Here is a 24,938-nt window from a genome sequence, read left to right as displayed (position 1 = left end):
ATTAATTGTAAGTAACTTTGGTTTTTTACTGCAATTAATTAATAAGTTGCCGTGTTAATTAAGATAACACTTCAAAATGAAAAGGAATGACAACATTAGTGAAATTTACTAGATTAAAAAAGATATTTACTGCAATTACCTTATTGGGTTTGGTTCTTTTGACGTTAGGTGCTTGTTCACAGAAACCACATAAAAGTAATAAAATTACTATTATGACCACTACAAATATTTATTCTGACATTGCTCAAAATGTAGTGGGCAAATATGGTAAGGCAGAAGCAATAATTACCAAGTCATCTGTTGATCCCCATGACTTTCAACCTACCACAAATGATGCTAAAGCATTATCAAATGCTGACATAGTAGTGGAAAATGGCTTAGGTTATGACAGCTGGATGGACAAATTGGCTGCTTCAGTTGATAAAAAGCCGGTGCGCGTTGGCGAAGACCTAATGGGCTTAAAAAAAGGTGATAATCCTCATATCTGGTTTGATTTGACTATGCCTACTAAGTATGTTAATTACTTAGTTAAGCGGCTCAGTAAAAAAGATCCGCAGCATGCTCGTTATTATCGTAAAAACGGGAAAAAGTATTTAGCCCAGATTGCTCAAATTCAGAGATCTGCTGCTAAATTAAATCATCAGGTTAAAAAACCGATTTATGTTAGTGAGCCTGTTTTTGATTATGCCTTAGAATCTGTTAATATTAAAGTGGCAAACAAGGATTTTGAGAAAGCAATTCAAAACAATACTGACCCTAGTCCGGCTTCCGTTCAAAAAATGACTGAAGGGATCAAAAAACAAAAAATTGCATTTTTTGTGGACAATGAACAGACATCTAGTTCAACTGTTACTAACTTTTTGAAACTGGCTCAAAAACAAAATATCCCTATTTTAAAAGTAAGGGAAACAATTCCGGATAATACAAATTATTTAGATTGGATGAAGGATAATTATCAAAACTTGGCTAAAGTAGCCCGAAAATAGTTATTATGAGGCGATGAAAATGAAGAAATTAATTGCTGTTTTGGCATTGGGAGCAACTGTTACAACTATGGCAGTGCCACAGCCGGTAACAGTTCAGGCTGGTACAATTAATGACACTGCAAAACAAAATAGTTATAGCGGTGTAACATTTGCGGAACAAATATTGGCGCAAGAAGGTATTAAATATAATGACTTTACTGCTGCCAATCCAATTAATTATCGTAACGGCAAGCCCGAAGGTGTAGTTATTCACGAGACTGCTACGCCTAATGCTACAGCACGCAATGAAGCTATTTATTTTAATCGTGAGTGGATGAATATTTACTCCTATGTTCATGCTTTTGTGGATAAGACTGGCGTTATTCAGATGACGACTCCTGATTATGGCGTTTGGGGTGCAGGTCCTGTAGCCAATAATCGTTTTATTCAAGTGGAATTATGTGAGGAAAATAATCTTGCTGATTTTGCCAAAGGTGTCAACAATGATGCTGTTTATGTGGCGCAGCTTTTGCACAAATATAATTTAGTACCGGATAATGCCGTTCATGATGGTAAAGGTACAATTTGGTCTCATCATGCTGTATCTACATTTTTAGGCGGAACTGATCATACTGATCCAGATGGTTATTTTGCCAAATGGGGTTACTCAATGGATGACTTCTTTGATCTGGTTAAATATTATTATGATCAAGGGGCATCAGCAATACCTACTGCTCCTGTTGGTAGTAGTCCGGTAGCTACACAGGTTCCAGCACCGACAACACCTGTTGCACCCGCTAAAAAACCTGCAGTTTTGCCTAAGCCGGTTGCTACCAGGACTTTGATGCATAATGCACTCGTTTATGATGAAAATGGGCTAGCAACGGATTTACCAACTAAAAAAGCCGGTTCCAAGCTAACTATTTATGGTAATCTAACAATTAATAAACGGAAATATTTACAAATAGGTGTTAATGAATACGTTGTAGCCAGCAATGTAGAAGGTAAACTTCGACTCTTAGGGCATAATGCCTATATTTATGACGGTAATGGCCAGCGGGTTGGCACAAATAAGCTGTATCGTGGAAACTATGTCCGCACGTATGGCGGCCGCGTAAAAATTATGGGTCGTAAATATTACCCCATTGATGTTAATCAATTCGTCAAGGTGGGCAATTTTAAATAATAAAAGTGGGAATAATGCAAATTGTCTGATATTTTAGAAGTCACTAATCTCTCAATGAGGTTTGACAAAAATACTGTTTTCAATAATTTGAATTTTAAGTTAGAAAAGGGTTCACTTACTGCCCTTTTAGGCCCAAACGGCACAGGGAAAACGACTCTAATTAATATTTTAATGGCTATTTTGACACCTAGTGCAGGTAAATTTAAGTTTGCGGATGATGTTCGGCTGGGGTATGTGCCTCAGTTTCGTAACATAGATGCAGAATATCCTTTATCAATTGAAGCTTTTGTGGGTCTAAATGCCCCTATTATCAAAAATAGTGCAACTAAGAAGGCAATAAAAAAGCAACTAGAGGAAACTAATCTGTATCAAATTAAAGATACTCGGATGGGTGAGGCTTCTGGTGGTCAAAAGCAAAGAGCTTATTTAGCACAAGCTTTGCTAGATAATCCGAACATGATTATTTTAGATGAAGCTACAGCAAGTCTTGATCCCGTTGCTAAGGATGAATTGATGAAATTAATCAAGCATTTGAATGCGAAACATAAAATAACGGTCTTGTTTGTGACACATGATGTGACATTAGCTCACAAGTATATGCAAAATTATTTATATTTAAACCATGGTCAAATTGAACATGGCGAGATGTCTCAATTTAAGGAGGCATATGAATAATGTTTGCCTATGGCTTTATGCGTAATGCCTTTCTGGCGAGCACCTTTATTGCCATAACTTGTGGTACGGTTGGTGTCTATGTAGTTGCGCGCAATTTTAGTTTTTTAGCACATACGCTGTCTGAAATTGGTTTTGCCGGAGCTGCGTTTGCAGTTTGGCTTGGAATTGGCCCTTTGTGGGGCATGCTGTTATTTACTCTGTTGGGTTCAATTAGCGTAGGGGAACTGTCGCTTCACAGCGAGCAAAAAGAATCCTCAATCAGTGCAATTTCAGCTTTATTTACTGGCTTGGGAGTTCTTTTTCTGGCAATATCCGGTGCAAACAGCAATTATGCTACTAACATTTTGTTTGGTAGCATTATCGGGGTTGACCATCAAGGCGTAATTCAACTAATAGTCTTATCCGTAATAGTGTTGTTAATGATTTTTAGTATTCAGCGCCCGCTGAACTTTGATTCCTTTGATCACATTGGTGCTCTTGCTCATGGGGTAAAAACCGGAGCAATCAGCGTGATTTTTTTAATAGCTTTAGCAATGTCCGTTTCAATCGGCGCACAAATAGTGGGCTCTCTTTTAGTATTTATTTTATTGACTTTGCCACCTGCTACTGCTAATTATTTGGGCAAAACTATCCCGTCAATGATCGCTTGGTCTGTCTTTTTTGCTTTAATCGGCGTTTGGCTTGGGTTATATCTGGGTTACATTACTAATTTACCTGTAACCTTCTTTATTGCTGTGATTGAAGTAGCAATTTATCTTGTTACTTACTTCACTCACATCATTAAGCATAAATTATAGTATAAATTTTGTTATTTAAACTTTCCTTTTTGAAATTCACTAACTTTTGTATGCATTTACATGTATAATAAAAAGCGGAAATAATAATAAAGAAGGAGTCTTAATAATGACATACTATTATAATGGTTTTCCACAAAGCGAACGTAATGAAGCTTTAAATATGGTCAACCTCGATGAACTGGAGGAACGGGCAAAGGAAGTCATGCCTGAAGGGGCATATTACTATATTGCTTCGGGATCTGAAAATGAATGGACTTGGCGTAACAACACTACTGCTTTCAACCATTTTCAAATTGTACCGCGTGCTCTGACCAACATGGATCATCCGCAATTAGATACTGAATTTATGGGCATGAAATTGAAAACACCGGTGATGATCTCACCTATTGCTTGTCATGGTATTGCTCATAAAGATGCAGAAATTGCTACCCAAAAGGGTGCAGCAGCTGCTGGTGCACTCTTTTCATCCAGTACATATGCAAATAAGAGCGTTGAAGATATTGCTGCTGCAGCTCCAAATGCACCACGCTTTTTCCAGCTTTACCTCAGTAAAGACTGGGACTTTAACCAAATGGTTTTTGATGCGGTTAAGAAAGCCGGCTATAAAGGAATTTTCCTGACAGTTGATGCGCTGATCTCTGGCTTCCGTGAAGCTAACCTTAGAACTAACTTTGCTTATCCTGTACCCCTAGATTTCTTTACCCGTTACCAAGGAGCAAAGGGTGAAGGTCAAACTGTAGCTCAAATGTATGCTTCTTCGGCGCAAAAGATTGGCCCGCAGGATGTTAGACGTATCAAGGAAATGTCCGGCTTACCAGTATTTATTAAAGGTGTTGTTTGTGCTGAGGATGCTTATATTGCTATGGGTGCCGGTGCTGATGGTATTTATGTTACTAACCATGGTGGCCGTGAGGTAGATTGTGGCCCCGCAACAATTGACATGTTGCCAGAAATTGCGAAAGCTGTTAATCACAGGGTTCCGATTGTCTTTGACTCCGGCGTTCGTCGTGGTTCGCACGTCTTTAAGGCTTTGGCACTTGGAGCTGATATGGTGGGTATTGGCCGTCCATATCTATATGGTCTAGCACTTGGTGGTGCCAAGGGTGTTCAATCTGTTATTGAACAACTTAACCAAGAACTGTTAATTGATATGCAATTAACTGGCTGCAAGACAATCGACGATGTTAAACATGCTAAGATTACTCATATTAATTATACGGCTGATAACTTAAAGTCAAATACTGATCCTTCAAGAGTTAAGCCATATCCTGTGACTGCTGAAAACCAGCTGAAAAATAATGGTTCAGATGCTGTAACCGGAGCTTCTCAAGCTTAATTAATTTAAAATGTAAATAGTAAAATCGCTCTATATACTAGTTGCTCTTACTAATAAATAGAGCCTTTTTTATTAATTAAAAAAATATTATTATTAAGTAATAGTTGTAATTCTATTTTTATATCTTTATAATTGTCATAATAAAAATAAAATTTAGGAGGAAAATTATGAAGAAAGCGTGGAAATTGCTTGAAACTTTGTTGATAGCAGTCATAATGCTAGCCCTGTTACCCCAAACTGCAGCAGCTGCTGCTAAAGGACAAACTGAACAAAGAACTGACAATTATCTACGAAAAGTCCGACAAAAAGGTGAGCTAGTCATGGGGACTAGTCCAGATTATCCTCCTTATGAATTTGTCAAAAATATTAACGGCAAATCTAAAATAGTAGGTATGGATGTTGAAGTAGGGCAAAAAATTGCTCATGATATTGGTGTTAAACTCGTAGTGCGGTCAATGGACTTTGACTCTCTTCTAGTAGGTCTTGAAACTGGAAAAGTTGACATGGTTATTGCCGGAATGAATGCAACACCTAAAAGGGCTCAAAGTGTTGCCTTTAGTCAACCATATTATAGAAGTGATCAAAAATTACTGATAAGAACAGAAGATAAGGGCAAATATCATAATTATAAGTCTTTTGCCGGCAAATCAATTGGTGCCCAAACTGGCAGCATGCAGGCGACAATGCTTAAAAAACAAGCCAAAAATGTCAAACTTAAAACTATGGATAAAGATAACGACTTGGTTTTAGGACTAAAAACGCATAAGGTTGATGCTGTGTCTGTTGACAAGGCAACGGCTGAGGCTTTTGCTCAAAATACTGATGGCGTTATGGTAATTCCGGCAGGTCTAAAGACCGAGTCATCTGCAACCTCTATTGCTTTTCATAAAGGAGCTAATAGTTTAGTCAAAGCTGCTAATAAATCAATTGCGGAGATTAAGCAAAAAGATTTAATCAATAAGAAGTATTTGCCAAAAGCCGGCAATTACTTAACAGGTGGTAAGTCGAAAAAAGAAGTTAAAGCCTCCAATTCAATGTGGGCTTATAAAGACTTCTTTATTGCGGGAGTTGGCTATACCTTACTTATTTCCGCAATTTCTGTCTTTTTCGGTTTCTTATTAGGTGCGATACTGGCATTTATGCGCTTAGGACACAATCAAATTGCCCGTTCGCTTGCGACAGCGTATGTGGAATTTATCCGTGGTACACCGTTAATGGTGCAATTACTCTTTATTTATTTTGGCTTAGGGGTGGTGATAAATATTCCGGCTTTACTGTCCGGTATAATTGCAGTTTCCCTCAACTCTGCAGCTTATGTAGCGGAGGTAATTCGCTCGGGTATTAATTCGATTGCTGTGGGCCAGACAGAGGCTTCTCGTTCTTTAGGCTTGTCACGGACAGCAACGATGCGTTACGTTATTATGCCGCAAGCAATGAAAAATATTTGGCCGGCTCTGGGAAACGAATTTGTTTCTCTAATCAAGGAAAGTTCCATAGTTTCGGTAATAGGCGTCAAAGATTTGATTTATCAGTCACGGGTGGTCCAGGCTGATACCTATCGTGGAGTTATGCCATTGGTAATCACAATGATCTTATACTTTATCATTACTTTTGGTTTATCCAACCTAATGAAAGTATTTGAAAGGAAAATGAATCATGACTAACGCAAAACCTGTAATTAAAGTTGAACACTTGCAGAAAAAGTTTGGCAGTAATGAAGTCCTAAAAGATATCAATGCGCAAGTAAATGAAGGTCAGGTTATCTGTTTAATTGGTCCTTCAGGTGCTGGTAAAAGTACGTTTTTGCGGTGCTTAAATTTACTAGATCAACCATCTTCCGGCAAAGTGATTTTTGAAGATAAAGAATTAACTGCTTTAAGTGAAGACCAACTTGATAAATTGCGTGAAAGAATGGGCATGGTTTTTCAGCAGTTTAACTTGTTTCCTCATATGAGCATTATTGAAAATATCAAATTGGCACCTATGAAGGTAAAAGGAATGAGTGACAGTGATGCTAAAGCTAAGGGACTTGAGCTATTAGATCAAGTAGGTCTGGCTGACAAGGCAGACGCTTTTCCCACCAGCCTTTCCGGCGGCCAGCAGCAAAGGGTTGCTATTGCCCGTGCTTTGGCAATGGATCCCGAAGTAATGCTCTTTGACGAACCCACTTCAGCGCTTGACCCAGAAATGGTAGGCGAGGTATTGAAGGTAATGCAGGATTTGGCCCAGAAAGGGATGACAATGGTCGTTGTGACTCACGAAATGGGCTTCGCCAAGAATGTTGCAGATGAAGTATGGTTTATGGCTGACGGCTATATTCAAGAAAAAGCTGGACCGCAACAATTCTTTGCGCAGCCGCAAACTCCGCGTGCCCAGGACTTTTTAGCCAGAGTATTGGAAGCATAAACATTTTAAAATTAGTCTACCTGCTGGCAATTCAGCCAAATAACGTAGTATTAAAGGTAAAGCGTAAAAAGTTATGCAATTTAAAACCCACTTTCAGTTAAAGAGAAAGTGGGTTTTGATGTAAGAAATTATGATTTACATATCAGTTATATTATTTGTCAGCGAAACTTGCAAGTGTTATTTAAAATTATTTTGGACAATTTCCTTAAATTCAGCTAGCCGATTGGCGAAAGTGGTGAAGGCCTCTTCCAAATAATCAGGCTTAGTCATGTCAACCCCTGCTTTTTTCATGATTTCAACCGGGTAGTCGCTGGAACCTGCTTGCAAAAAGCTGATGTATGCTTTTCTCTGCTCAGCAGTACCATGCACAACATTATTGGCCAGAGCAGTGGCAGCAGCAAAGCCTGTAGCATACTGGTAAACGTAGAAATTATAATAGAAATGAGGAATTCTGGCCCATTCTTTAGCAATTGCTCCTCCTGGCTCAACTGCATCACCATAATAGCGCTCATTTAATTTGCCGTACATGTCGTCTAAACGGTCGGCAGTTAAAGGTTCACCTTCAGCATCCAGTTCATGAATGCGCTGTTCAAACTCAGCAAACTGCGTTTGTCTAAATAAAGTTCCTTTGAAAGAGTCCAAATAATAATTTAGAACAAAAGCGCGGGTTTTAGGGTCAGTGATATGTGCTAAAAAGTATTCTGTTAGAATATTTTCGTTCGTAGTTGACGCAATTTCAGCAACAAAGATAGGATAATCACCATAAACGTATGGCTGGCTTTGTCTGGTATACATACTGTGAACGGAATGACCAGTTTCATGAACCAGTGTATATAAGGAATCAACGTTATCTTCCCAGTTGAGTAGTTCATATGCATCAGTATCATAGCAGCCGCCAGAATATGCACCTGTAGCCTTGTTCTGTGATTCAACTACATCGATTACCCGATTGTTAAAAATGTAGTCAACCTGCTTTAAATAATCCTCACCTAACGGCCGTAGAGCTTTTTTAGCCTCTTTTTTGGCTTCATCAAAGGTGTAAGACAAAGCCGGTTTGCCTGTTAACGGAACATACATGTCCCACATTTGTAAATCGTTCAAACCTAAAATTTGTTTGCGTAAAGCCACATAGTCATGAAGAAGGTTTAAGTGCTGGTCAACCTCGCTAATTAAAGTATCGTAAACAACTGTTGGTACACCATTTTCGTTCATTGCACATTCGCGTGCTGAATGATAATGATGAACACGGGCATTATAGTTGTGTTCCTTTACTGCACCAGAAAGGGTAGCAGCTAGAGTATTTTCAAACTGACCGTATGTGGCGTACATTGAATCGAATGCATCTTTTCTTACTGCACGCTTTTGAGATTGGATCAATAAAGAATATAGGCCGTCAGAAAGCTGCATCATTTCCCCGTCATCATTTTGGGTGTAACCATATTCCATGTCCGAATTAGTCAACACGTTATAAGTATTGTCAGAAGCAGACAATGCATCCCCAGCATCTGCAATCAGTTTCTCTTCCTTTGCGGACAAAGTATAAGGCCGCATTCTGGTAATCTGATCAAGTAAATGATTGTAGTTGACCAATCTTGGTTCTTCTTGTTTAAAGGCTGCTAATTTTGCGGTAGAAACACTTAAAATTGCAGGGTTCATAAAAGAAGTGGCTGCTTCAAATTGACTGGCTAATCCTTGTACTTGAGCAACATAACCTAAATAGTGTGCGTTTCCTGTGTCAACATCACTGGCTAAAGTAGCATATGAGTAAACTTTTTCCAGTCTTCTGCTAAGAGCTAAAATTTTAGTTATCCCATTATATAATGATGTACCTGATGTAACAAAATTTTCTTTCAAGGTGCTTAAAACTGGTATTTCTTTTTTAAGACGTGTATATTCATCTTCCCAGTCAGTATCTGCTTTAAATATTCTAGTTAGGTCCCATTTTAGATTTGCGGGAACTTCACTTCGTTTAGGAATTGACATTTAAAATCTCCTTTTTTGATATATATAATTAAATTATACTAAAGAATAAAAAATAAGATATTATTAATTATAATTGATATTATTTTAATTCAAGTTTGAAAGTGTTAAAAATAATAGATGGAAAAATACGAAAGGGATTAAATAGAGGAATGGATCCAAATTCAAAACGCAGAGAAGATTACCATAAAGGACATTCTTCTCTAAATCTTCATCGTAATCATGCTCTAGCAGAACCAACCAAAGCATTCAAGGGCAGCGTTTTCGCTCGGATTTGTGGTATTGTGGCCGTTTTTTGTGTTTGTCTGGGTCTGGCTTGGGCAGCTCACATGTATTTTGCTTTGCACAGCGCAATTGATGGTGATAGTGGCAACTATGCCACATCTGCTCGTATTGCTAACAGACAACCAATCTCAGTTTTGATCCTTGGGGTTGATCAAGGACTTGAAGGAAGACATGATAAGGGCAACTCGGATACTTTGATTTTGGCTACTGCTAACCCGGCTAAAAATAAAGCAACAATGACTTCCATTCCTCGTGATACCCTTGCTAATATTTTAGGTGATCCGGGAAACAAGTACAATATGTTTCGGGTTAATTCAGCCTATGGAATTGGCGGCAGTTCTGCTTCTATGAAAACTGTTGCGGCTTTAATTGGTGTTCCCATTCATTATTACGTAGAAGTTAACATGAAGGCGCTAAAAAGCTTAGTCGATGCCGTTGGCGGTGTTGATGTTAAAGTCCCGTTTAAGTTTTCATATGATTGGTGTGATTTTCATAAAGGAAAGCAACACCTAAACGGACGTCATGCTGTGGCTTATGTTAGAATGCGCCATGATGATCCTCGAGGCGATTACGGCAGGCAAATGCGCCAAAGGCAAGTAATTACCGCAGTTGTCCACAAGGCTATCTCCGTCGATTCAATAGCTAATTACCGCAAGCTGGTTAAGATCTTTTCGAAGTATGTTAAAACCAATCTTACTTTTAATGATATGTTAGCCTTAGCTTTGACATATCGTGGTTGTTCCCAAAATATTTCCAGCGGTTATATTCAAGGACATGATGCTTGGATTAACGGTTCTTCTATTCAGGTGGCATCTACTAAAGAACTACAGAAGGCCTCTGACAAGATCCGGACCAATCTTGACTTGGATAAAAAAATATTGGATAATGATGAAACGAAGCTCAACAGGCTGAATGAGCAGAACAATAACATTAAATGGCAGGATCCAAGTCCGTTCACTAACTATCAGATTTACCGTTCAGTAGTAACTGATGAGTCAAATAACAGTTCGGATGGAACCGGAACAAGTGGAATTAATTCTGGTCAATAAGTGTTCTCAGCAAAGGAGGATAAAATATGCGTAAGCAATCTGTGATTTTAGTTGTTTATGGTGTGATATCAGCTTTTATTGCTTTTATTGCCGCAATTTTCATCTGCTTACGCACATTGCACTGGTCTTTACCGGTTGCTGTTTTAGTGGCTAGCATATTTGCCTTATTTTTCTTTGCTCTTTCATGGTTTCGGGGTCATGCTTCCGTTGAAATAAAGCGGATTGCAAGTAAATATCACTTATCTGATAAGGATTTAGCCGAAATTACGGGAATGAAAGCAAGTGATTTTCCAATATATAATAACAAGTTGCAATTAATTTTGCCTAAGCGCTATTGGCCAAAAATATTGGATGCCTTGCAGAAATATGAACAAGAAAGAATGTAAAAGTGGGCAACTGCCCACTTTTTTATTGCATGCGTTTACAAATTAAATTGATAGACAAAACAACTGCTTTACTTTTTACCAGTACTACTTATCTTACTATTTAGGGAGATGCATAATGAGTTTATTAACAGTTAAAAATTTAGGACAAGGTTTTGAGGATAAAACTTTGTATGAAAATGCCAGTTTCGTTCTCAATAAAGACGACCATATGGGTGTCACTGGCCAAAATGGGGTTGGCAAATCCACTTTGATTAAAATTTTAACTGGTGAAATGCTGCCTGATGAAGGTCAAATTAAATGGCAAAATAAGGTAGCAGTTGGTTATCTCGATCAGTATGCTAAATTGCAGCAAGGCGTGACGATTCGGCAGTTTTTGCGCACAGCTTTTGCTCCCCTTTATCAAAAAGAACAAGAATTAAACACACTTTATGAGCAATATGCAACTGAAGGATCTGATTCCCTACTCGCAAAAGCGGGTAAACTGCAAACTTACTTAGAGGAAAATAACTTTTATAATATTGATACAGAAATTGAACGTGTTGCTTCTGGCTTAGGCCTGGCTGAATTGGGATACGATCATGATGTGAGCCAATTGTCAGGTGGTCAAAGATCAAAAATCATTCTAGCTAAATTGCTGCTGCAAACTCCGGCTGTTTTACTGTTAGATGAGCCAACCAACTACTTAGATGTTGTTCATATTGACTGGCTGGTTGATTATTTGAATGATTTTGAGGGTGCTTTTATTGTTGTTAGTCATGATTATGACTTTTTAAACAGAATTGCCAACTGCATTATTGATATTGATTTGGGCACAATCACGCGTTATACCGGTACACTAAAGCAGGCAATGAGGCAAAAAGAGGCTAATCGGGAAACTTACATGAAGGCTTATACTAACCAGCAACGCAAAATTGCTAAAACGGAAGCATACATCCGTAAAAATAAGGCTGGAACCCGGTCGAAAATTGCCAAATCACGGGCGCGTCAGTTGGCAAAGATGGAAGTGCTGAATCCACCCAAAAGCAATCATAAACCGCATTTTGCATTTCCTTATGTAGCAACAGCAGCCAATTTACTTCTACAAACACAGGATTTGGTTATCGGCTATGACCAGGCGCTGGTAAAAGAAGCTTTTAATTTTTCAGTTGGAAATAATGAAAAAGTTGCTATTACTGGCTTTAATGGGATTGGTAAAACCACGTTATTAAAAACGTTGCTGGGGCAATTAGAACCCATTTTTGGCACCTATAAATTATCAGAAACTGCCAAGATTGCTTACTTTAAGCAGGAGTTGACCTGGCCTAATAATAATATGACCCCTCTGCAATATCTGCAGGGAAATTTTGAACAGATTAAGCCTAAAAAATTAAGAGGCGCTCTGGCAAAATTAGGTGTTACCGCTCAGCAGGCAATGAGTCCTTTAAAAAAATTATCGGGTGGTGAACAAGAAAAGGTTAAACTGGCAAAAATGTTGTTTGAACCTGCTAATTTATTATTTTTAGATGAGCCTACGAACCATTTGGATCGAGATGCAAAAGATGCACTTAGGCAAGCTATCGTTAAGTTTCCTGGCGGAGTCATTATCGTTAGTCACGAACGAGACTTTTTCCAAGGTAACTGGGTTGACAAAACTATTGATATTGAAACGATGAATAAACTTTGAGGTGAAAAATGAGTGCTGAACAAAGTGAATTGTTTTACCAGGATTTACTTGATACCTGTTTAACTGCCGGTGAACTAATGATAGAAGGGGGCAGTGAAATGTATCGCGTTGAAGATACAATGCTGCGAATTGCCAAAAGTGCCGGAGAACCCGATCCGCGAGTCTTTGTGGTACCAACAGGCGTTTTTATGAGTCTCGACCATGGCAATTATTGTCAGAGTATTTTAGTACATGAACGCAATATTAATCTTGAGTTGGTTGATCGGATTAACTCATTATCGCGCGCTTTTGCGGATAAAAAAATCACTTTGCAAGAAGTTAAAAGGGAAGTAGATAAAATTGCCCACGGTGGTTTTCCCACATTTCCCTTGTGGCTGCAAACTATTGGCGCTGCGGTTTTAAGTGCCACGCTGATGGTAATGTTTATGAATAATTACGACTGGGTTGATTTTCCAGCCGCAGCTATCGTTGGAGCAATCGGATTTCTCTCTTTTTATTATTTTAAACGTTTTACCAACGTCAAGTTTTTGGCTGAACTGGTTGCTGCCCTGGTTATGACAGTTGTAGCAGCTGGATTAGTTAATCTTTTTCCCAAAATGATTATTGACAATATTTTAACTGGTGCTTTGATGCCATTAGTACCTGGTTTGGCATTGACTAACGCTCTGCGGGATTTGTTTAAGGGCGATATTCTTTCAGGAATGGCGAAAATTTGTGAGGCCTTGCTCACTGCCTTTGCGTTAGGCGGTGGGGTTGGTATTGTGTTAAAGTTTTTAGGAGCGTAAAAAATGCCTTTTTGGTTAGAAATAGTAATTAACGTTGCCTTTGCTTATTTAGCTTCTGTTGGTTTTGCCCTAACAATTAATGTTCCGCGGCGAGTGCTTAATTTAGCTGGTGTGAGCGGTATTATTAGCTGGATTATCTATTGGCTGGCAATGAGAGCATCTATGGGACGGCTGCTCTCAAACTTGCTCGGTTCATTTGCTATTGGCATATTAGGAATAGTTTTTGCCAGGATGAAAAAATGTCCGGCTACTGTCTTTTATATTCCGGCAATTGTGCCCTTAGTACCCGGAGTCCCTGCTTATCAGGCGGTGCGTGAACTAACCTCGGGCAACTTGAGTGGAGCTAATGATGCAGTTTTAAGAGTAATAATAGTTACCGGCTCAATTGCTCTCGGGATGCTTTTATCAAGTATGTGTGTGGAAATCTTTTTCAGGATAAAAAAATTTTACAAACATCATTCGAATAAGTATAATAATTAATGCGAGTCGACAAAAACGCGAGATGCGTATTTGTGTGAGGACACCCGCCTTAAGTGGCAGGCACGGGAAGTGCTGGTGGTTGACCAACCTGATGTGAACAGAAGTAGTCACTTGTTATTAATAACGAGCCTCGATTTGAAAAAGAGCAGATTCTTAATTGAATCTGCTCTTTTTTTATTCCAGATATAATGCCTGTTTTCCTTGCTGATTATAACTTTTCTCCAAGTTTTGCCACGGAACCTTTTTATTTTTAGTGCCAAAAGGATCATTTACGTAAACAATACGTGCTTTTTTATCAAAGCCGGTAATAACACAAGCATGAGAAGATGGTGTTACCTGAACTTCACCTTGAGCTGTTTGCCATGTTTGCATATCATTAACGTGATTAAAGTTTGTGGTAGTTATGATTAGCACAGGATGGCCATCAGAAACTAGTTTCATTACTTGAATAAAATCATGATTAGTAAAGTTTTTAATCCGATTAGTGTATTTTAGTCCTATTTGTTCTAAAGGCTCATTATAAACGCACCAGCCAGCATTTGCCTGGCTCATATAACCAACAAAACCTACATGGGGATTACCCCGGTATTTGCCATCATCCGTATAAGAAGATACATGCTTGATATTTTCGGATAAGTTTAGTTTATTTACCTTAATACCATAATACTGTAATAGCATTGACAAGGAAGTTACTTCGCAACCATTTGGCAGTTCCGGGTACTGGTTTTCCAGGGGAACATCCAGTTTTTGAGCGGATTTGAGGGTCACCCAATCATAGCGATTTTTAAAACTATTAGAATTAAGGCCGCTAAAAATTACACCTAAGAAAACGAGACCTAGGAATATCAATAAAATAGCTTTAATGGAAAATCTTTTCTTTTTCATAAAGCTATTTAAACATAGATTCTTTCTTAAAAGCAAAAAATCGTTCAAATTAATGAACGATTTTTGTAAAATTAACTAATTCTTTAGTGAAAGTAATAATTAGTGGTGAGTTGCGCCTGACAAAGCGTCAAGACTGTGATCTTCACCTTTAACTGCCATACCTTCAACGTCCATACCTGGGCAGAAGACTTCATCTTCTGGCACGCCTCTTTCTTCAGCAAAAGCCTTAGTCAGAGTTTCCATGTCCATCAAATGATATTTCTTGTCTGGGTGTTTTGGATCAACAATTTGAATTTGCGCCATCATACCGGCATCTTCGTGCTCGATAATGTGGCAGTGGTACATAAAGACACCAGTGTTTTGGAAGTAAACCTTTATGCGAACTGTTTCTTGAGGTGCTACTTCGATAGTGTCCTTGTAAACTCCTCTTTCGTTTGGATATGGTTCTTTACCGTTACGTGATACAACCAGGAAGTGGGCACCGTGAGTGTGGAATGGGTGCAGCATGCCGTTAACTTTATCGTTAGTGTTAGTTACATCCCAATATTCAGCATTCATCAATTCCTGCTTCATGTCAATTCTTTCCATTGAGAACAACTTGCCGTTGATCATGTTGTGATTATCCATAGTAACATGAGGCACTGGTGAGTTCGGGTTAACAACTGGATCAAATGGTTTGAATAAAGTATCAGGAATTACGCTGTCATCTTTTTCATAACTGTGAATTCTGAATTCAACCAGCTTGAAGTCGTCAGTGTAAAGGTTGACAACATCGCCTTCTTTATAATTGCTGAAATCAACAACTACTTGTTGACGTTCACCTGGTCCAATTAAGACTTTAGTCAATTTAACTGGGTGCTCCAAGAATGAGTCGTCACCGGCGATTTGGGTCATTACCAAGTCATCGCTAAAGTGCAGGCGCCATTCACGACGGTTAGAACCACCTAAGAAGAGCAAACGTACTTTTTGAGTAGTGACATCAACGTATGGCCGAACAACACCATTGATGATTGGAGTGTCGCCAAAGATGCCCATTGCGTTGTAGTCTGCCTTGTAGTCAAATTGGTTGTCTTCGTGGAAAATACGGTCTTGCAAAATAATTGGGAACTCGTCCTTGCCGTAAGTCTTAGGAATTGGCAACTTAGCTTCGTTGGCATCAGTAATAACAACGCCCATAGCTAATCCCATCCAAACTTGCATGGCAGTTGATGGACATGGGTGAGCATGAAGCCAAGTTAAAGCTGCTGGTTGTTTAACTATGAAGTCAATGTGCTTTTCTTCACCTGGGTAAACTGGTGAGTGACAAGCACCATCGTTACCAGGACCTGAAAGTTCCATACCGTGCCAGTGGTAAGTAGTCAATTCTGGCAAGCTGTTCTTCAAAGTTACGTGAACGTGTTGACCTCTGGTTAAAACCATGGTCTTACCAAGAACTGGGAAGTTGTAGCCCCATGTGTGAGTCTTTTTCCCTGGCAAAAATTGGAAGTCGCCTTCTTGAGAATCGATTGTGTACCAAACATCGTTATTTTCTTGTTTATCAGGTTCTAATACTGGAGGAACAATCAAAGGCTGAGCTTCAACGCCTTCAGGAATATGAAGATCTTTATATCCCATTTCGTGGTTTTTATCAAAATCTTCAGAATTATAGAAATAATCTGTGTAAACTTTATCTGACATATTCGTCTACCTTTCAGTTAAAAAATTTAGTGAAAAATTTTTAGTTACATGTTAAATTTACTCTATGTGAAAACGCTTGTAAAGTAGATAAGTCTATGTTTTTTTGATAAATTTTTATAAAAGCGCTTTTGCAAAATTTTAAGGACTAAAGCGTTATTTAATGTTTACAAAAATAGTGCGTAGCTTTCGTTTTCTTTCAACTAAATAATTGCAAAAATATTATAAAATAACTCTGAGCAGAAAAAATGTTTTTTAAAAATTATTTTTAAAAGAAATAAAATAAATTGTTTTTAAACCAAAATTTGAGTATCGTATAAAAGATGATAAATATTGATAAATTAGATAAGGATTTTTAACTTGAAAATAAGCTTAACAGATTTCACTACCAAAATAGAAAAGCAAGATTATATTGAAGACTTAGAAACTACTAAATATGCTGATATCAGCAAATCCAAAACCAAATTGCGTGAACAGGCAGCTAAATTAATTAAGGAAACTAAAGCTGCCCTTAAGCATAACTCACTGAGTCATATTGCTCTTGAAATTACCGGTCAAAGACCCATAACTTTTGCGTTAGAGACCAATATGATCAACTTGCCATATAGTAATTATAAGAAGAATGCCAATTTTTTTGAAGAGGGTAAAGATTATCCGGTTGCAGTATACTTTGAAACGCAGTCGGAATATTTGAATGCATCGGGATTCCGAATTGATCAAATCGCGACAGAAGCAGAAATTGAACAAAATGAAACCGAAGTTGTTGCCAACTTAACAGATGCTATGCAGGAAAAAATAAAACAAGTGCGTGAGTACCAAAAGCCTGCTGCTTCTGCTAAAAAGAAGCCTGCTGTTAAAAAACCTAATACAAAAAAGGCGCAAAAAGAGACAAAGACTAAAAAATAAAATATCTGAGACTTAGTAGGTGAAAATTAATGCAAATTTGAACGTAACTATTCAAAAGGTGTTTTTTACCATATAATGGAGAAAGATGCAGGAGGTCCATTATGATTAGCTGGAATCTACTTGGAGTATTGTTATGGGTAGTAGTTATTCTTTATTTCGTTTTTGTTGTGCAAAACATTCGTAAACGTCGCATCACAATGATTATTAAGAAACACCGGCAATTTAGCTGGCCCAATTTTTTGATAGATATCATTGAAGTAGCCGCTCTTTTAGTTGGGATTGTCTGGTTATTTGGCAAGACTATGCTGGATAACCCGGATCTTGATGATACGACTAAGATTACGTCTCATATTACTTATGAACCGATTGTCATGAACCCGGGAGAAGGCAATTCAAGTTACGTTACAATTGATTCGAAAAAGAAAAGAATTAGTACCCAGACTTTCACTTATTACAGGCCGGGTAAAAAAATTAAAGTAGCCAGTGATTTCGCTACGGTAGCTTATGGTAAAAGTCCTCTGGATCTTAATGCAGCTAAAATTCCGTATAACAAAAAACAACTGCAGACAATGGACCGCAAATATCAACGAGCTTACGTTGCTATTTACACCGCTAACTATAAAAAGGTCTGGCAAAATGGCATTGGCATGCATGCGGGGCACAATGCTACTCGTTATTATCTAATCAGGATTCCGGATTCATCGTTTATCAGGGAGAAAGAAAAATAAAATAAATAAAGCGTTTGCATAATTTTAAAAGTGTGGTATGCTTTATCTGTGTTGAAAATTTAAGTAGATTGTTACTATCAAATTAGGCGAGACTACTAGTATAACTGATGAATTTTATTGTTCATCGGCTATTGCTAGTAGTCTCTTTTTTTCTGCAAAAAAGGAAGATGTTATGCGCCTTAAAAAAATTTTTAATAATAACAGCATTTTAGTTGATGTTGGGAAAGGACAGGAAGCTATTGTTTTCGGTAAGGGAGTGGGGTTTGAACAGGGCAAAAATAGACTAGTTGATACTAAAAAAATTCAGAAAATATTTTATTTAGACAATAAGAAGGATAAAGATTCGTTTAATTATCTTTTCCATAATATTCCTGCAGATATTATTGCAGCAGTTTTTGCAGTTATTGAAAATGCGCGAATTAATTATCATTTTCAGGTTTATGATTCGATTTATCTCACCTTAAGCGAACATGTCAATGGCGCCTACAAATTACTGTTAGCAGGAAAATATCGGGAAAATGAGATTCCGGATTTAAGTCAAAGATATCCAAAAGAATATCAAATTGCAAACGAAGCTCTGGGAATTATTAACCATAAATTAGGCGTTGAGTTCCCACCTTCAGAGGTCAAAAGTATAGCGCTTCATTTTATCAACAGCAAGATTCCTACAGGTATTGCCAAGCACGAGGGTAAATCAAAATATATTTTTAACACGTCTAAACTAATTAATGTCGTTCTTAATGTCCTGGATAACAATAACATTTATCAAAATGGCAAAAATCGGGACAGCTTTAGACGATTTCTAATTCACTTACAATATCTGGCCAAAAGGATCTGGCGGCCGCCAGAAAAAAATGAATCTATCGATAAAAAGATTGAACGTGACATGATCAAGGCCTATCCACGATCTTACAAAATAACTCAAGAAATTTTTCAGGCTCTTAATGCTGAATTTAATTTTTATCCGTCAGACGCAGAGAGGGTTTACTTTATCATTCACATTCATCAAATTTTAGGGCCAAAAGAAAAGGAGTAAAAAGATGGCAACTAAAGAAGAAATTTCAATGGCCGGCTTTGAAATAGTCGCTTATGCTGGCGATGCGAAGACTGCATTAATCACAGCGCTTGATGAAGCTAAAAAAGGCAATTATGACAAGGCCAGAAAGCTGGTTAAAAGTGCAGACAGCTCTTTAAACGATGCTCATAATGCACAAACAAAACTAATGAGTAAAGAAGCCAGTGGTGAAAAAATGGAAACCACATTCATTATGTCACACGGGCAGGATACTTTAATGACTACGATGCTATTAAGGGATGAAGCTAAATATTTTATAGATTTGTATGAAAAGTATAATTCCGCTCTGAAGGAATTGAATGAACTAAAAAATAAGTAAATGAACAAGGAGATTAAAAATGAATGCTGTAATTAAGCAAATTGAAAAAGCACAGCCATTCTTTCAAAAAGTCGCCGCTAATAAATATTTGCGCGCGGTCAGAGATGGCTTTATTGCTTTAATGCCGATAATTATCTTTTCCAGTATATTTTTACTGATAGCCAACGTGCCTTTGATTTGGCACTTTGCCTGGCCAACCAAAGTAGCTAATGCATTAAACATGTTTTACAACATGTCCATGGGAGTTTTAGCACTGATGGCTTCTTCATCAGTCGCTAAGGCATTAACCGATTCGTTTAATCTGGATTTACCAAAAACAGATCAAATTCCAACTGTAGGCGTGCAGTTTACCGCACAGGTTTCTTTTGTCTTGGTAGCTGTTGATACTTTAACTGATAAAATGAACAACCTGTATTTTGCAGTTGCAATGATTGGTACCAAAGGACTAATTTGTGCCTTTCTGGTAGCATTTATAGTTCCAAATGTATACTATCAATGTTTTAAACACAATATTACGATTAAATTGCCAGATGCTGTACCCCAAAATATTGCGGGAGCCTTTAAAAACATTATTCCTTTTGCAATTAGTACGTTTTTCTTCTGGATCTTTTCATTAGCTTTTAGAGCTGCGACTGGGACTAACCTAGCTGCCTGGATTATTCAAGTTTTATCACCTTTATTTACCGCAGCAGACGGTTATTTTGGTCTGGCAATAGTTTATGGTGCGATGGCATTCTTCTGGTTTATCGGAATCCAGGGGCCATCAATCGTTGAGCCGGCGGTTACTGCTATCTATTTAAGCAATGTTGAATTAAACTTAGCAGCCTGGAAAGCTGGTAATATTGCAGGCGCCAACAGAATTCTGGCTCAAGGTACACAATACTTTGTTGCTACTTTAGGTGGTACTGGTGCCACTTTAGTAATTACATTAATGTTTGCTTTCATGTCTAAATCAAAGGAATTAAAAGCAGTAGGTCGTGCTGCATCAATTCCAGTTTTGTTCGGGGTTAATGAGCCAATTTTATTTGGTGCACCATTAATTTTGAACCCAGTCTTCTTTATTCCTTTCATTTTGACACCAATTGCCAATGTCTGGCTTTTTAAAATATTTGTTGATGTCTTCCACATGCCTGGCTTTATTTACAATTTGCCTTGGACTACACCAGGAACACTCGGCTTGATAATGGGTACCGGCTTTTCGATTGGTTCAATTATCTTGGCAATATTGCTTCTAGTAGTTGATGTTGTGATGTACTACCCGTTCTTTAAAGCATATGACATGCAAAAATGTGCTGAAGAAGCAGCAAAAGTAAATAATGACACAAGCGAATCAACTAATGCAACTGCTGCTAATACCAGTACCGAACTAGCAGCTTCTGTTTCTGAAAATAAAACTGATGAAACTGCAAGTGAAAGCAAAATTCCACTAGCTAAAACAAAAGATGGTAAAAGTCTGAATGTGCTCGTACTTTGTGCAGGGGGCGGTACCAGTGGTATTTTAGCCAAAGCCTTAAACAAGTTAGCTGCTGAAAACAATTTACCTTTAGCAGTGGCTGCTACTTCATTTGGTGCTCACCACGACTTGCTTTCAGGAATGGACATCGTTATTTTGGCACCGCAAATGAATGCGATGAAAGATGAATTGAAAAAGGAATGTGATAAGAATAACGCTAAGATGATTACGACTACTGGTAAGCAATATATAGATATGACCCAGCATGCCGACAAGTGTCTGGACCTGATAATTGCTAACATTTCAGAATAAAGGAGAATAAAATGACTTTACTAAATAGAGTACAAAAATTACCTCGCGATTTCGTGTGGGGTGGTGCCACTGCCGCTTATCAAGTTGAAGGTAGCACTCAAGTTGATGGCAAGGGCAAAACGATGTGGGATGATTACCTTGAAAAGCAGGGCAGATTTTCACCAGATCCTGCCAGTGACTTTTACAACCGGTATCCAGAAGACATTGGGCTTGCCAAAAAATATGGTTTAAATGCTGTGCGCGTTTCAATTGCTTGGACCAGAATCTTTCCTGAGGGTTACGGTCAAGTAAATCAAAAAGGCGTGGAATATTATCATAAATTATTCAAAGAATGTCTTGATAACGGCATTGAACCTTACGTTAGCCTGCATCATTTTGATAGTCCTAAAACTTTATTTGATAATGGTGACTGGTTAAATCGCAAGAATATTGATTATTTTGTTGACTATGCCAAGTTTTGCTTTAATGAATTTAAAGAGGTAAAAAACTGGTTTACAATTAATGAACTAATTTCTTTAGCGTATTCACAGTACATTGCCGGTACTTTTCCACCAAACCATCATTTTGATGTAACTAGTGCAATTCAGGCCGAACATAACGAGTTAGTGGCACATGCCAGAGTGGTTAATTTATATAAAGAGCTGGGTTTACCAGGTAGAATTGGTCTAATTCATGTTATTCAACCAGTATATCCCATATCAACCAGCACTGAAGATAAACATGCAGCTAAATTGCAAGATGCGTTTTTGAATAAATTTTTGCTTGACGGGACGTTCTTAGGCTATTACTCAGACGATACCATGGCATCAATTAATGAAATATTGCAGTTAAATGATGCTCATTTGGATATTCAAGACGGTGACCTCGCTATTCTCGCTAAAGCTGCATCACAAAATGATATTTTTGGTTTAAACTATTATCAAAATCAGTTTATTAAAGCGTATCATGGCGAAAGTGAAAACCACTTTAACGGTACTGGTGACAAGGGTACTTCTTCCTTTAAGTTTAAGGGAGTAGGAGAAACTGTCAAAAAGCCAGGGGTACCGACAACTGACTGGGACTGGAATATTTTCCCACAGGGTCTCTATGACACATTAAAGCGTATCAGTCATGATTATCCTAACTGCAAGACAATTTATGTGACTGAAAATGGTTTAGGTTATAAGGATAAATTTGTCAGCCCAGATAAGATTATTGATGACACTCCCAGAATTGATTTTATTGATCAACATGTCGCAGCCCTTTTAAAAGCTCGCAGTGAAGGAGTGAATGTCCAAGGCTATTTTGTATGGTCTCTGCAAGATCAATTTTCCTGGGCGAATGGCTACAACAAACGTTATGGTCTGTTTTATGTAGATTTCAAAACGCAGAAGCGTTATGTTAAAGGGAGTGCCTTATGGTTTAAAGAATTAGCAGATACAATGAATAAAGAATAAAATTTAAGCAACTAACTTAGTTTAAACCCCGAAATTGAATAAATTGCAGGGTTTTCTAATGGTCAGTAAATTTTTAAAAAATAAAGGGACCAAGTCTGATTGTGACAGTTAGTCCCTTATTTAAAATTAAAACTATGATAAAGCTACATTTTACATTAATTGGATATTGCTATTGCTTCTTTTTTACGAACTTGAACTAATAGATTTCCTTCAATAAAGGCGAGGATAAAGCTGGCTGTCAAAAAGTCCACCACATTACCGGAAGAAAAGGCAGCTAGCAGAATGAAGCCACTGGCAACAATTAAGGAACTGACTAAATAAGTCCGTGCTGCTTTATATCTGAGCCACCTGTAAGCACCGTAAATTAACACTGCCAAATATGGTCCGACATACAAAAGCATTCCCAGCCAGCCTAAGGAATATATTTGAGCGCTAAAGTCTCGTTCTAAATTAAAAATATTATTTTCTCGGATGTAAGAAATACCAAAAAGCTTGTCTAGTTTGTTGTTATTGGTTTTGACTACTTGATTAAGCATAGCCTTTTCAATTTGGCGGTTTTCCATGCGCGACTGGCCCGGTTCGTTCATAATTTTGAGCCAAAATTCCGGGTCATATTGGTAAGGATAGCTTTTAAATACAAATTTGGGATTAAGCGCATATTCTTGATAATTTTTCTTAATGAAGTAACGTAAAAACTCTTTTCTTTTTTCGCCATTAGGGTATTTTTGTAAACCAGCGGCTAATTCCTTTTTTTCGTCCGCTAAATCATGGTCAGACTGTTTAGCTAGATAAATTTCATAATTATAACGCTGAATTGCAGGGCCAAAAGGTAAAATCACCAGGGATCCTGCTTCTATTAAGACAGCAACTAAAAACGCTTTGCCGCCTTGCTTCACATCTTTAATCAGATATTTATGTAGGCCAAACAGGATGAGGCCAATTATTATGCCGCCAATCAGACCGATAGCAGCAACTTTAGTGCCGATTTCAATCATTGCCAGAGCCTGCACCACATTTAACAAAATGGTATGCCAGTTAAAAGAGGTGAAAAGATAGTAGAGCATAAGTGGCAACAACATAAAGAGAACGGCCGAAATCATGTTGGTAAAATTGAAGAAACCTTTAGAAGCCATGTGGGAATAACCGATATTGGGATTAAAGAACCATTCAAAAATGTTGGCACTGATAGTTCCTGTTTCGTATGATTTCAGAGAAATGACGAAAAGGTTAGAAAGTACAATAGTACCGGAAAAAAGTCCTGAAATGCCTTCAATCACCATTTGTAATTGCCGAGATCCAAAATCTAATTCATCAGTCAAATATAGCACCGTTAGGGGCAAGATCATTCTAATTAAATAGAAGATTTCTCCCCTAAGAGAATAACCATAATTGTTCGGATTCACGCTGGTAAAATGCTGCACATGCAGTAAGTGTAATGCTGAGTAGATGACTAACAGCATAATATAAATTAGCAGCCATTTTTCTTGTGATAGTTTCCGCCAGGAACTTTTTGAGCTAAAGTAAAGGCAAACCAGAGTTGCCACAGCAAAAATACGGATAATTGTGGGCAGTGTAAATGGTAAAATATTAGCCAGAGTGCCATGATAGAACCAATATAAATCTAGAAACGGTTGTATTAGAATAAACCAAAATAAAATGGTTTTTGCTTTTTCTTTCACTTTTTTCTCCATATCATAAATATTTTCATGCTTTAATTTTAGGCAAAAATAAAGCAAAAAAAAAGAGCAGTGAACATTAATCACTGTTTCTTAATTAAAAAATAGTTATTATTCTTTACTTGTGTCAGTAGTTGCTTTTTCTGTGGCAGATTTTTTAATCTTTTCTACTTTAACATCACTTTTTGCTAAAGCCTGAATTTCCTTCATTTTCTTTTTAGAAACGGTTTTTAAGTTCTTAAAGTTGACCACTATTTTTTGATTGAGGTCACTAACTGCAGTTTTATCAGCTTTATCATAATCGATTATTTTTAGCAGAACAGAATTTTCATAAATTTTTTCTACTTTGCCCACAAATGGTTTGGTCAGTTCTTCATCAGACTTGGCACTGAGAATGTCATCTGCTTTGACGTCAGCTTTTTTCATAATAAGTTTTACTTCCTCTCTTAGCCATGTTTCACTATAATAGAAAGATATTATT

Annotated in this window: 23 protein-coding genes; 18 read left to right on the top strand and 5 right to left on the bottom strand. The window is 37.6% G+C overall.

Going from position 1 to position 24,938, the window contains the following annotated elements; genetic code table 11:
* Nucleotides 1–86 precede the first annotated feature (86 nt).
* The 7 genes from H3R29_RS03225 (at nt 87) to H3R29_RS03195 (ending at nt 7,365) form a co-directional block, all read left to right on the top strand.
* Complete coding sequence (locus tag H3R29_RS03225; protein WP_198202584.1) at nt 87–986, top strand: metal ABC transporter solute-binding protein, Zn/Mn family; 900 nt, start codon at nt 87–89, stop codon at nt 984–986.
* A gap of 13 nt (nt 987–999) precedes the next feature.
* On the top strand, nt 1,000–2,151 hold the full coding sequence (locus H3R29_RS03220; protein ID WP_198202583.1) for an SLAP domain-containing protein: 1,152 nt from the start codon (nt 1,000–1,002) through the stop codon (nt 2,149–2,151).
* Nucleotides 2,152–2,205: 54 nt separating this feature from the next.
* On the top strand, nt 2,206–2,826 hold the full coding sequence (locus H3R29_RS03215) for a metal ABC transporter ATP-binding protein (RefSeq protein WP_198202657.1): 621 nt from the start codon (nt 2,206–2,208) through the stop codon (nt 2,824–2,826).
* Nucleotides 2,826–3,623 (top strand): metal ABC transporter permease, encoded by a 798-nt coding sequence (locus H3R29_RS03210; RefSeq protein ID WP_122026496.1) that lies wholly within the window; start codon nt 2,826–2,828, stop codon nt 3,621–3,623. Before H3R29_RS03215 ends, H3R29_RS03210 begins: the two co-directional genes overlap by 1 nt.
* Nucleotides 3,624–3,729: 106 nt before the next feature.
* Nucleotides 3,730–4,959: a lactate oxidase gene (locus H3R29_RS03205; RefSeq protein WP_187157262.1), complete on the top strand. Its 1,230-nt coding sequence runs from the start codon at nt 3,730–3,732 to the stop codon at nt 4,957–4,959.
* Nucleotides 4,960–5,126: 167 nt separating this feature from the next.
* Nucleotides 5,127–6,623: an ABC transporter substrate-binding protein/permease gene (locus tag H3R29_RS03200; RefSeq protein WP_187157261.1), complete on the top strand. Its 1,497-nt coding sequence runs from the start codon at nt 5,127–5,129 to the stop codon at nt 6,621–6,623.
* The gene (locus H3R29_RS03195) at nt 6,616–7,365 is read left to right on the top strand and encodes an amino acid ABC transporter ATP-binding protein (RefSeq protein ID WP_046325512.1); all 750 of its coding nucleotides are present in this window, start codon (nt 6,616–6,618) and stop codon (nt 7,363–7,365) included. The genes H3R29_RS03200 and H3R29_RS03195 overlap by 8 nt, the downstream gene beginning before the upstream one ends.
* Nucleotides 7,366–7,542: 177 nt before the next feature.
* Here the strand turns inward: H3R29_RS03195 and pepF are convergent, their stop codons facing one another.
* Nucleotides 7,543–9,348, bottom strand: coding sequence for an oligoendopeptidase F (gene pepF / locus H3R29_RS03190; protein ID WP_187157260.1), 1,806 nt, complete (start codon nt 9,346–9,348; stop codon nt 7,543–7,545).
* 149 nt (nt 9,349–9,497) lie between these two features.
* Here pepF and H3R29_RS03185 point away from each other — a divergent pair, with 149 nt between their 5' ends.
* The 5 genes from H3R29_RS03185 (at nt 9,498) to H3R29_RS03165 (ending at nt 13,993) form a co-directional block, all read left to right on the top strand.
* Nucleotides 9,498–10,679, top strand: a complete 1,182-nt coding sequence (locus H3R29_RS03185; protein WP_122038000.1) for an LCP family protein — start codon at nt 9,498–9,500, stop codon at nt 10,677–10,679.
* A 26-nt stretch (nt 10,680–10,705) separates the two neighbouring features.
* Nucleotides 10,706–11,065 (top strand): hypothetical protein, encoded by a 360-nt coding sequence (locus tag H3R29_RS03180; RefSeq protein ID WP_046325509.1) that lies wholly within the window; start codon nt 10,706–10,708, stop codon nt 11,063–11,065.
* 115 nt (nt 11,066–11,180) lie between these two features.
* Entirely contained in the window at nt 11,181–12,728 is a 1,548-nt protein-coding gene (locus H3R29_RS03175) for an ABC-F family ATP-binding cassette domain-containing protein (protein ID WP_198202582.1), read from the top strand.
* A gap of 8 nt (nt 12,729–12,736) precedes the next feature.
* The gene (locus H3R29_RS03170) at nt 12,737–13,513 is read left to right on the top strand and encodes a threonine/serine exporter family protein (RefSeq protein WP_122026491.1); all 777 of its coding nucleotides are present in this window, start codon (nt 12,737–12,739) and stop codon (nt 13,511–13,513) included.
* 3 nt (nt 13,514–13,516) lie between these two features.
* On the top strand, nt 13,517–13,993 hold the full coding sequence (locus H3R29_RS03165) for a threonine/serine exporter family protein (protein ID WP_198202581.1): 477 nt from the start codon (nt 13,517–13,519) through the stop codon (nt 13,991–13,993).
* Between the two features lie 174 nt (nt 13,994–14,167).
* Here the strand turns inward: H3R29_RS03165 and H3R29_RS03160 are convergent, their stop codons facing one another.
* Both H3R29_RS03160 and H3R29_RS03155 read right to left on the bottom strand, forming a co-directional pair.
* A complete protein-coding gene (locus H3R29_RS03160; RefSeq protein WP_198202580.1) occupies nt 14,168–14,878 on the bottom strand; it encodes a C39 family peptidase in 711 nt (236 codons plus the stop codon).
* Between the two features lie 99 nt (nt 14,879–14,977).
* Nucleotides 14,978–16,555 (bottom strand): multicopper oxidase family protein, encoded by a 1,578-nt coding sequence (locus H3R29_RS03155; protein ID WP_198202579.1) that lies wholly within the window; start codon nt 16,553–16,555, stop codon nt 14,978–14,980.
* Between the two features lie 357 nt (nt 16,556–16,912).
* Here H3R29_RS03155 and H3R29_RS03150 point away from each other — a divergent pair, with 357 nt between their 5' ends.
* The 6 genes from H3R29_RS03150 (at nt 16,913) to lacG (ending at nt 22,781) form a co-directional block, all read left to right on the top strand.
* Entirely contained in the window at nt 16,913–17,458 is a 546-nt protein-coding gene (locus H3R29_RS03150; protein ID WP_198202578.1) for a hypothetical protein, read from the top strand.
* 101 nt (nt 17,459–17,559) lie between these two features.
* Nucleotides 17,560–18,186, top strand: coding sequence for an LVIS_2131 family protein (locus H3R29_RS03145; RefSeq protein ID WP_198202577.1), 627 nt, complete (start codon nt 17,560–17,562; stop codon nt 18,184–18,186).
* A gap of 172 nt (nt 18,187–18,358) precedes the next feature.
* Nucleotides 18,359–19,222, top strand: coding sequence for a PRD domain-containing protein (locus tag H3R29_RS03140; protein ID WP_158596018.1), 864 nt, complete (start codon nt 18,359–18,361; stop codon nt 19,220–19,222).
* A gap of 4 nt (nt 19,223–19,226) precedes the next feature.
* Nucleotides 19,227–19,580 (top strand): PTS lactose/cellobiose transporter subunit IIA, encoded by a 354-nt coding sequence (locus H3R29_RS03135; protein WP_198202576.1) that lies wholly within the window; start codon nt 19,227–19,229, stop codon nt 19,578–19,580.
* A 19-nt stretch (nt 19,581–19,599) separates the two neighbouring features.
* A complete protein-coding gene (locus H3R29_RS03130; RefSeq protein ID WP_198202575.1) occupies nt 19,600–21,345 on the top strand; it encodes a PTS lactose transporter subunit IIBC in 1,746 nt (581 codons plus the stop codon).
* Nucleotides 21,346–21,356: 11 nt separating this feature from the next.
* A complete protein-coding gene (lacG, locus tag H3R29_RS03125) occupies nt 21,357–22,781 on the top strand; it encodes a 6-phospho-beta-galactosidase (protein WP_198202574.1) in 1,425 nt (474 codons plus the stop codon).
* A gap of 155 nt (nt 22,782–22,936) precedes the next feature.
* Here the strand turns inward: lacG and H3R29_RS03120 are convergent, their stop codons facing one another.
* Together H3R29_RS03120 and H3R29_RS03115 are read right to left on the bottom strand one after the other, a co-directional pair.
* Nucleotides 22,937–24,460 carry an O-antigen ligase family protein gene (locus tag H3R29_RS03120; RefSeq protein ID WP_198202573.1) on the bottom strand — a complete coding sequence of 508 codons (1,524 nt, stop codon included), beginning with the start codon at nt 24,458–24,460 and terminating at the stop codon, nt 22,937–22,939.
* Nucleotides 24,461–24,568: 108 nt separating this feature from the next.
* Nucleotides 24,569–24,883 (bottom strand): DUF2187 domain-containing protein, encoded by a 315-nt coding sequence (locus H3R29_RS03115; RefSeq protein ID WP_110446559.1) that lies wholly within the window; start codon nt 24,881–24,883, stop codon nt 24,569–24,571.
* Nucleotides 24,884–24,938: the final 55 nt, after the last annotated feature.

Source organism: Lactobacillus sp. M0393, from assembly GCF_016102025.1.
Taxonomy (GTDB): domain Bacteria; phylum Bacillota; class Bacilli; order Lactobacillales; family Lactobacillaceae; genus Lactobacillus; species Lactobacillus melliventris.
This window is presented reverse-complemented; position numbering and strand designations above follow the sequence as displayed.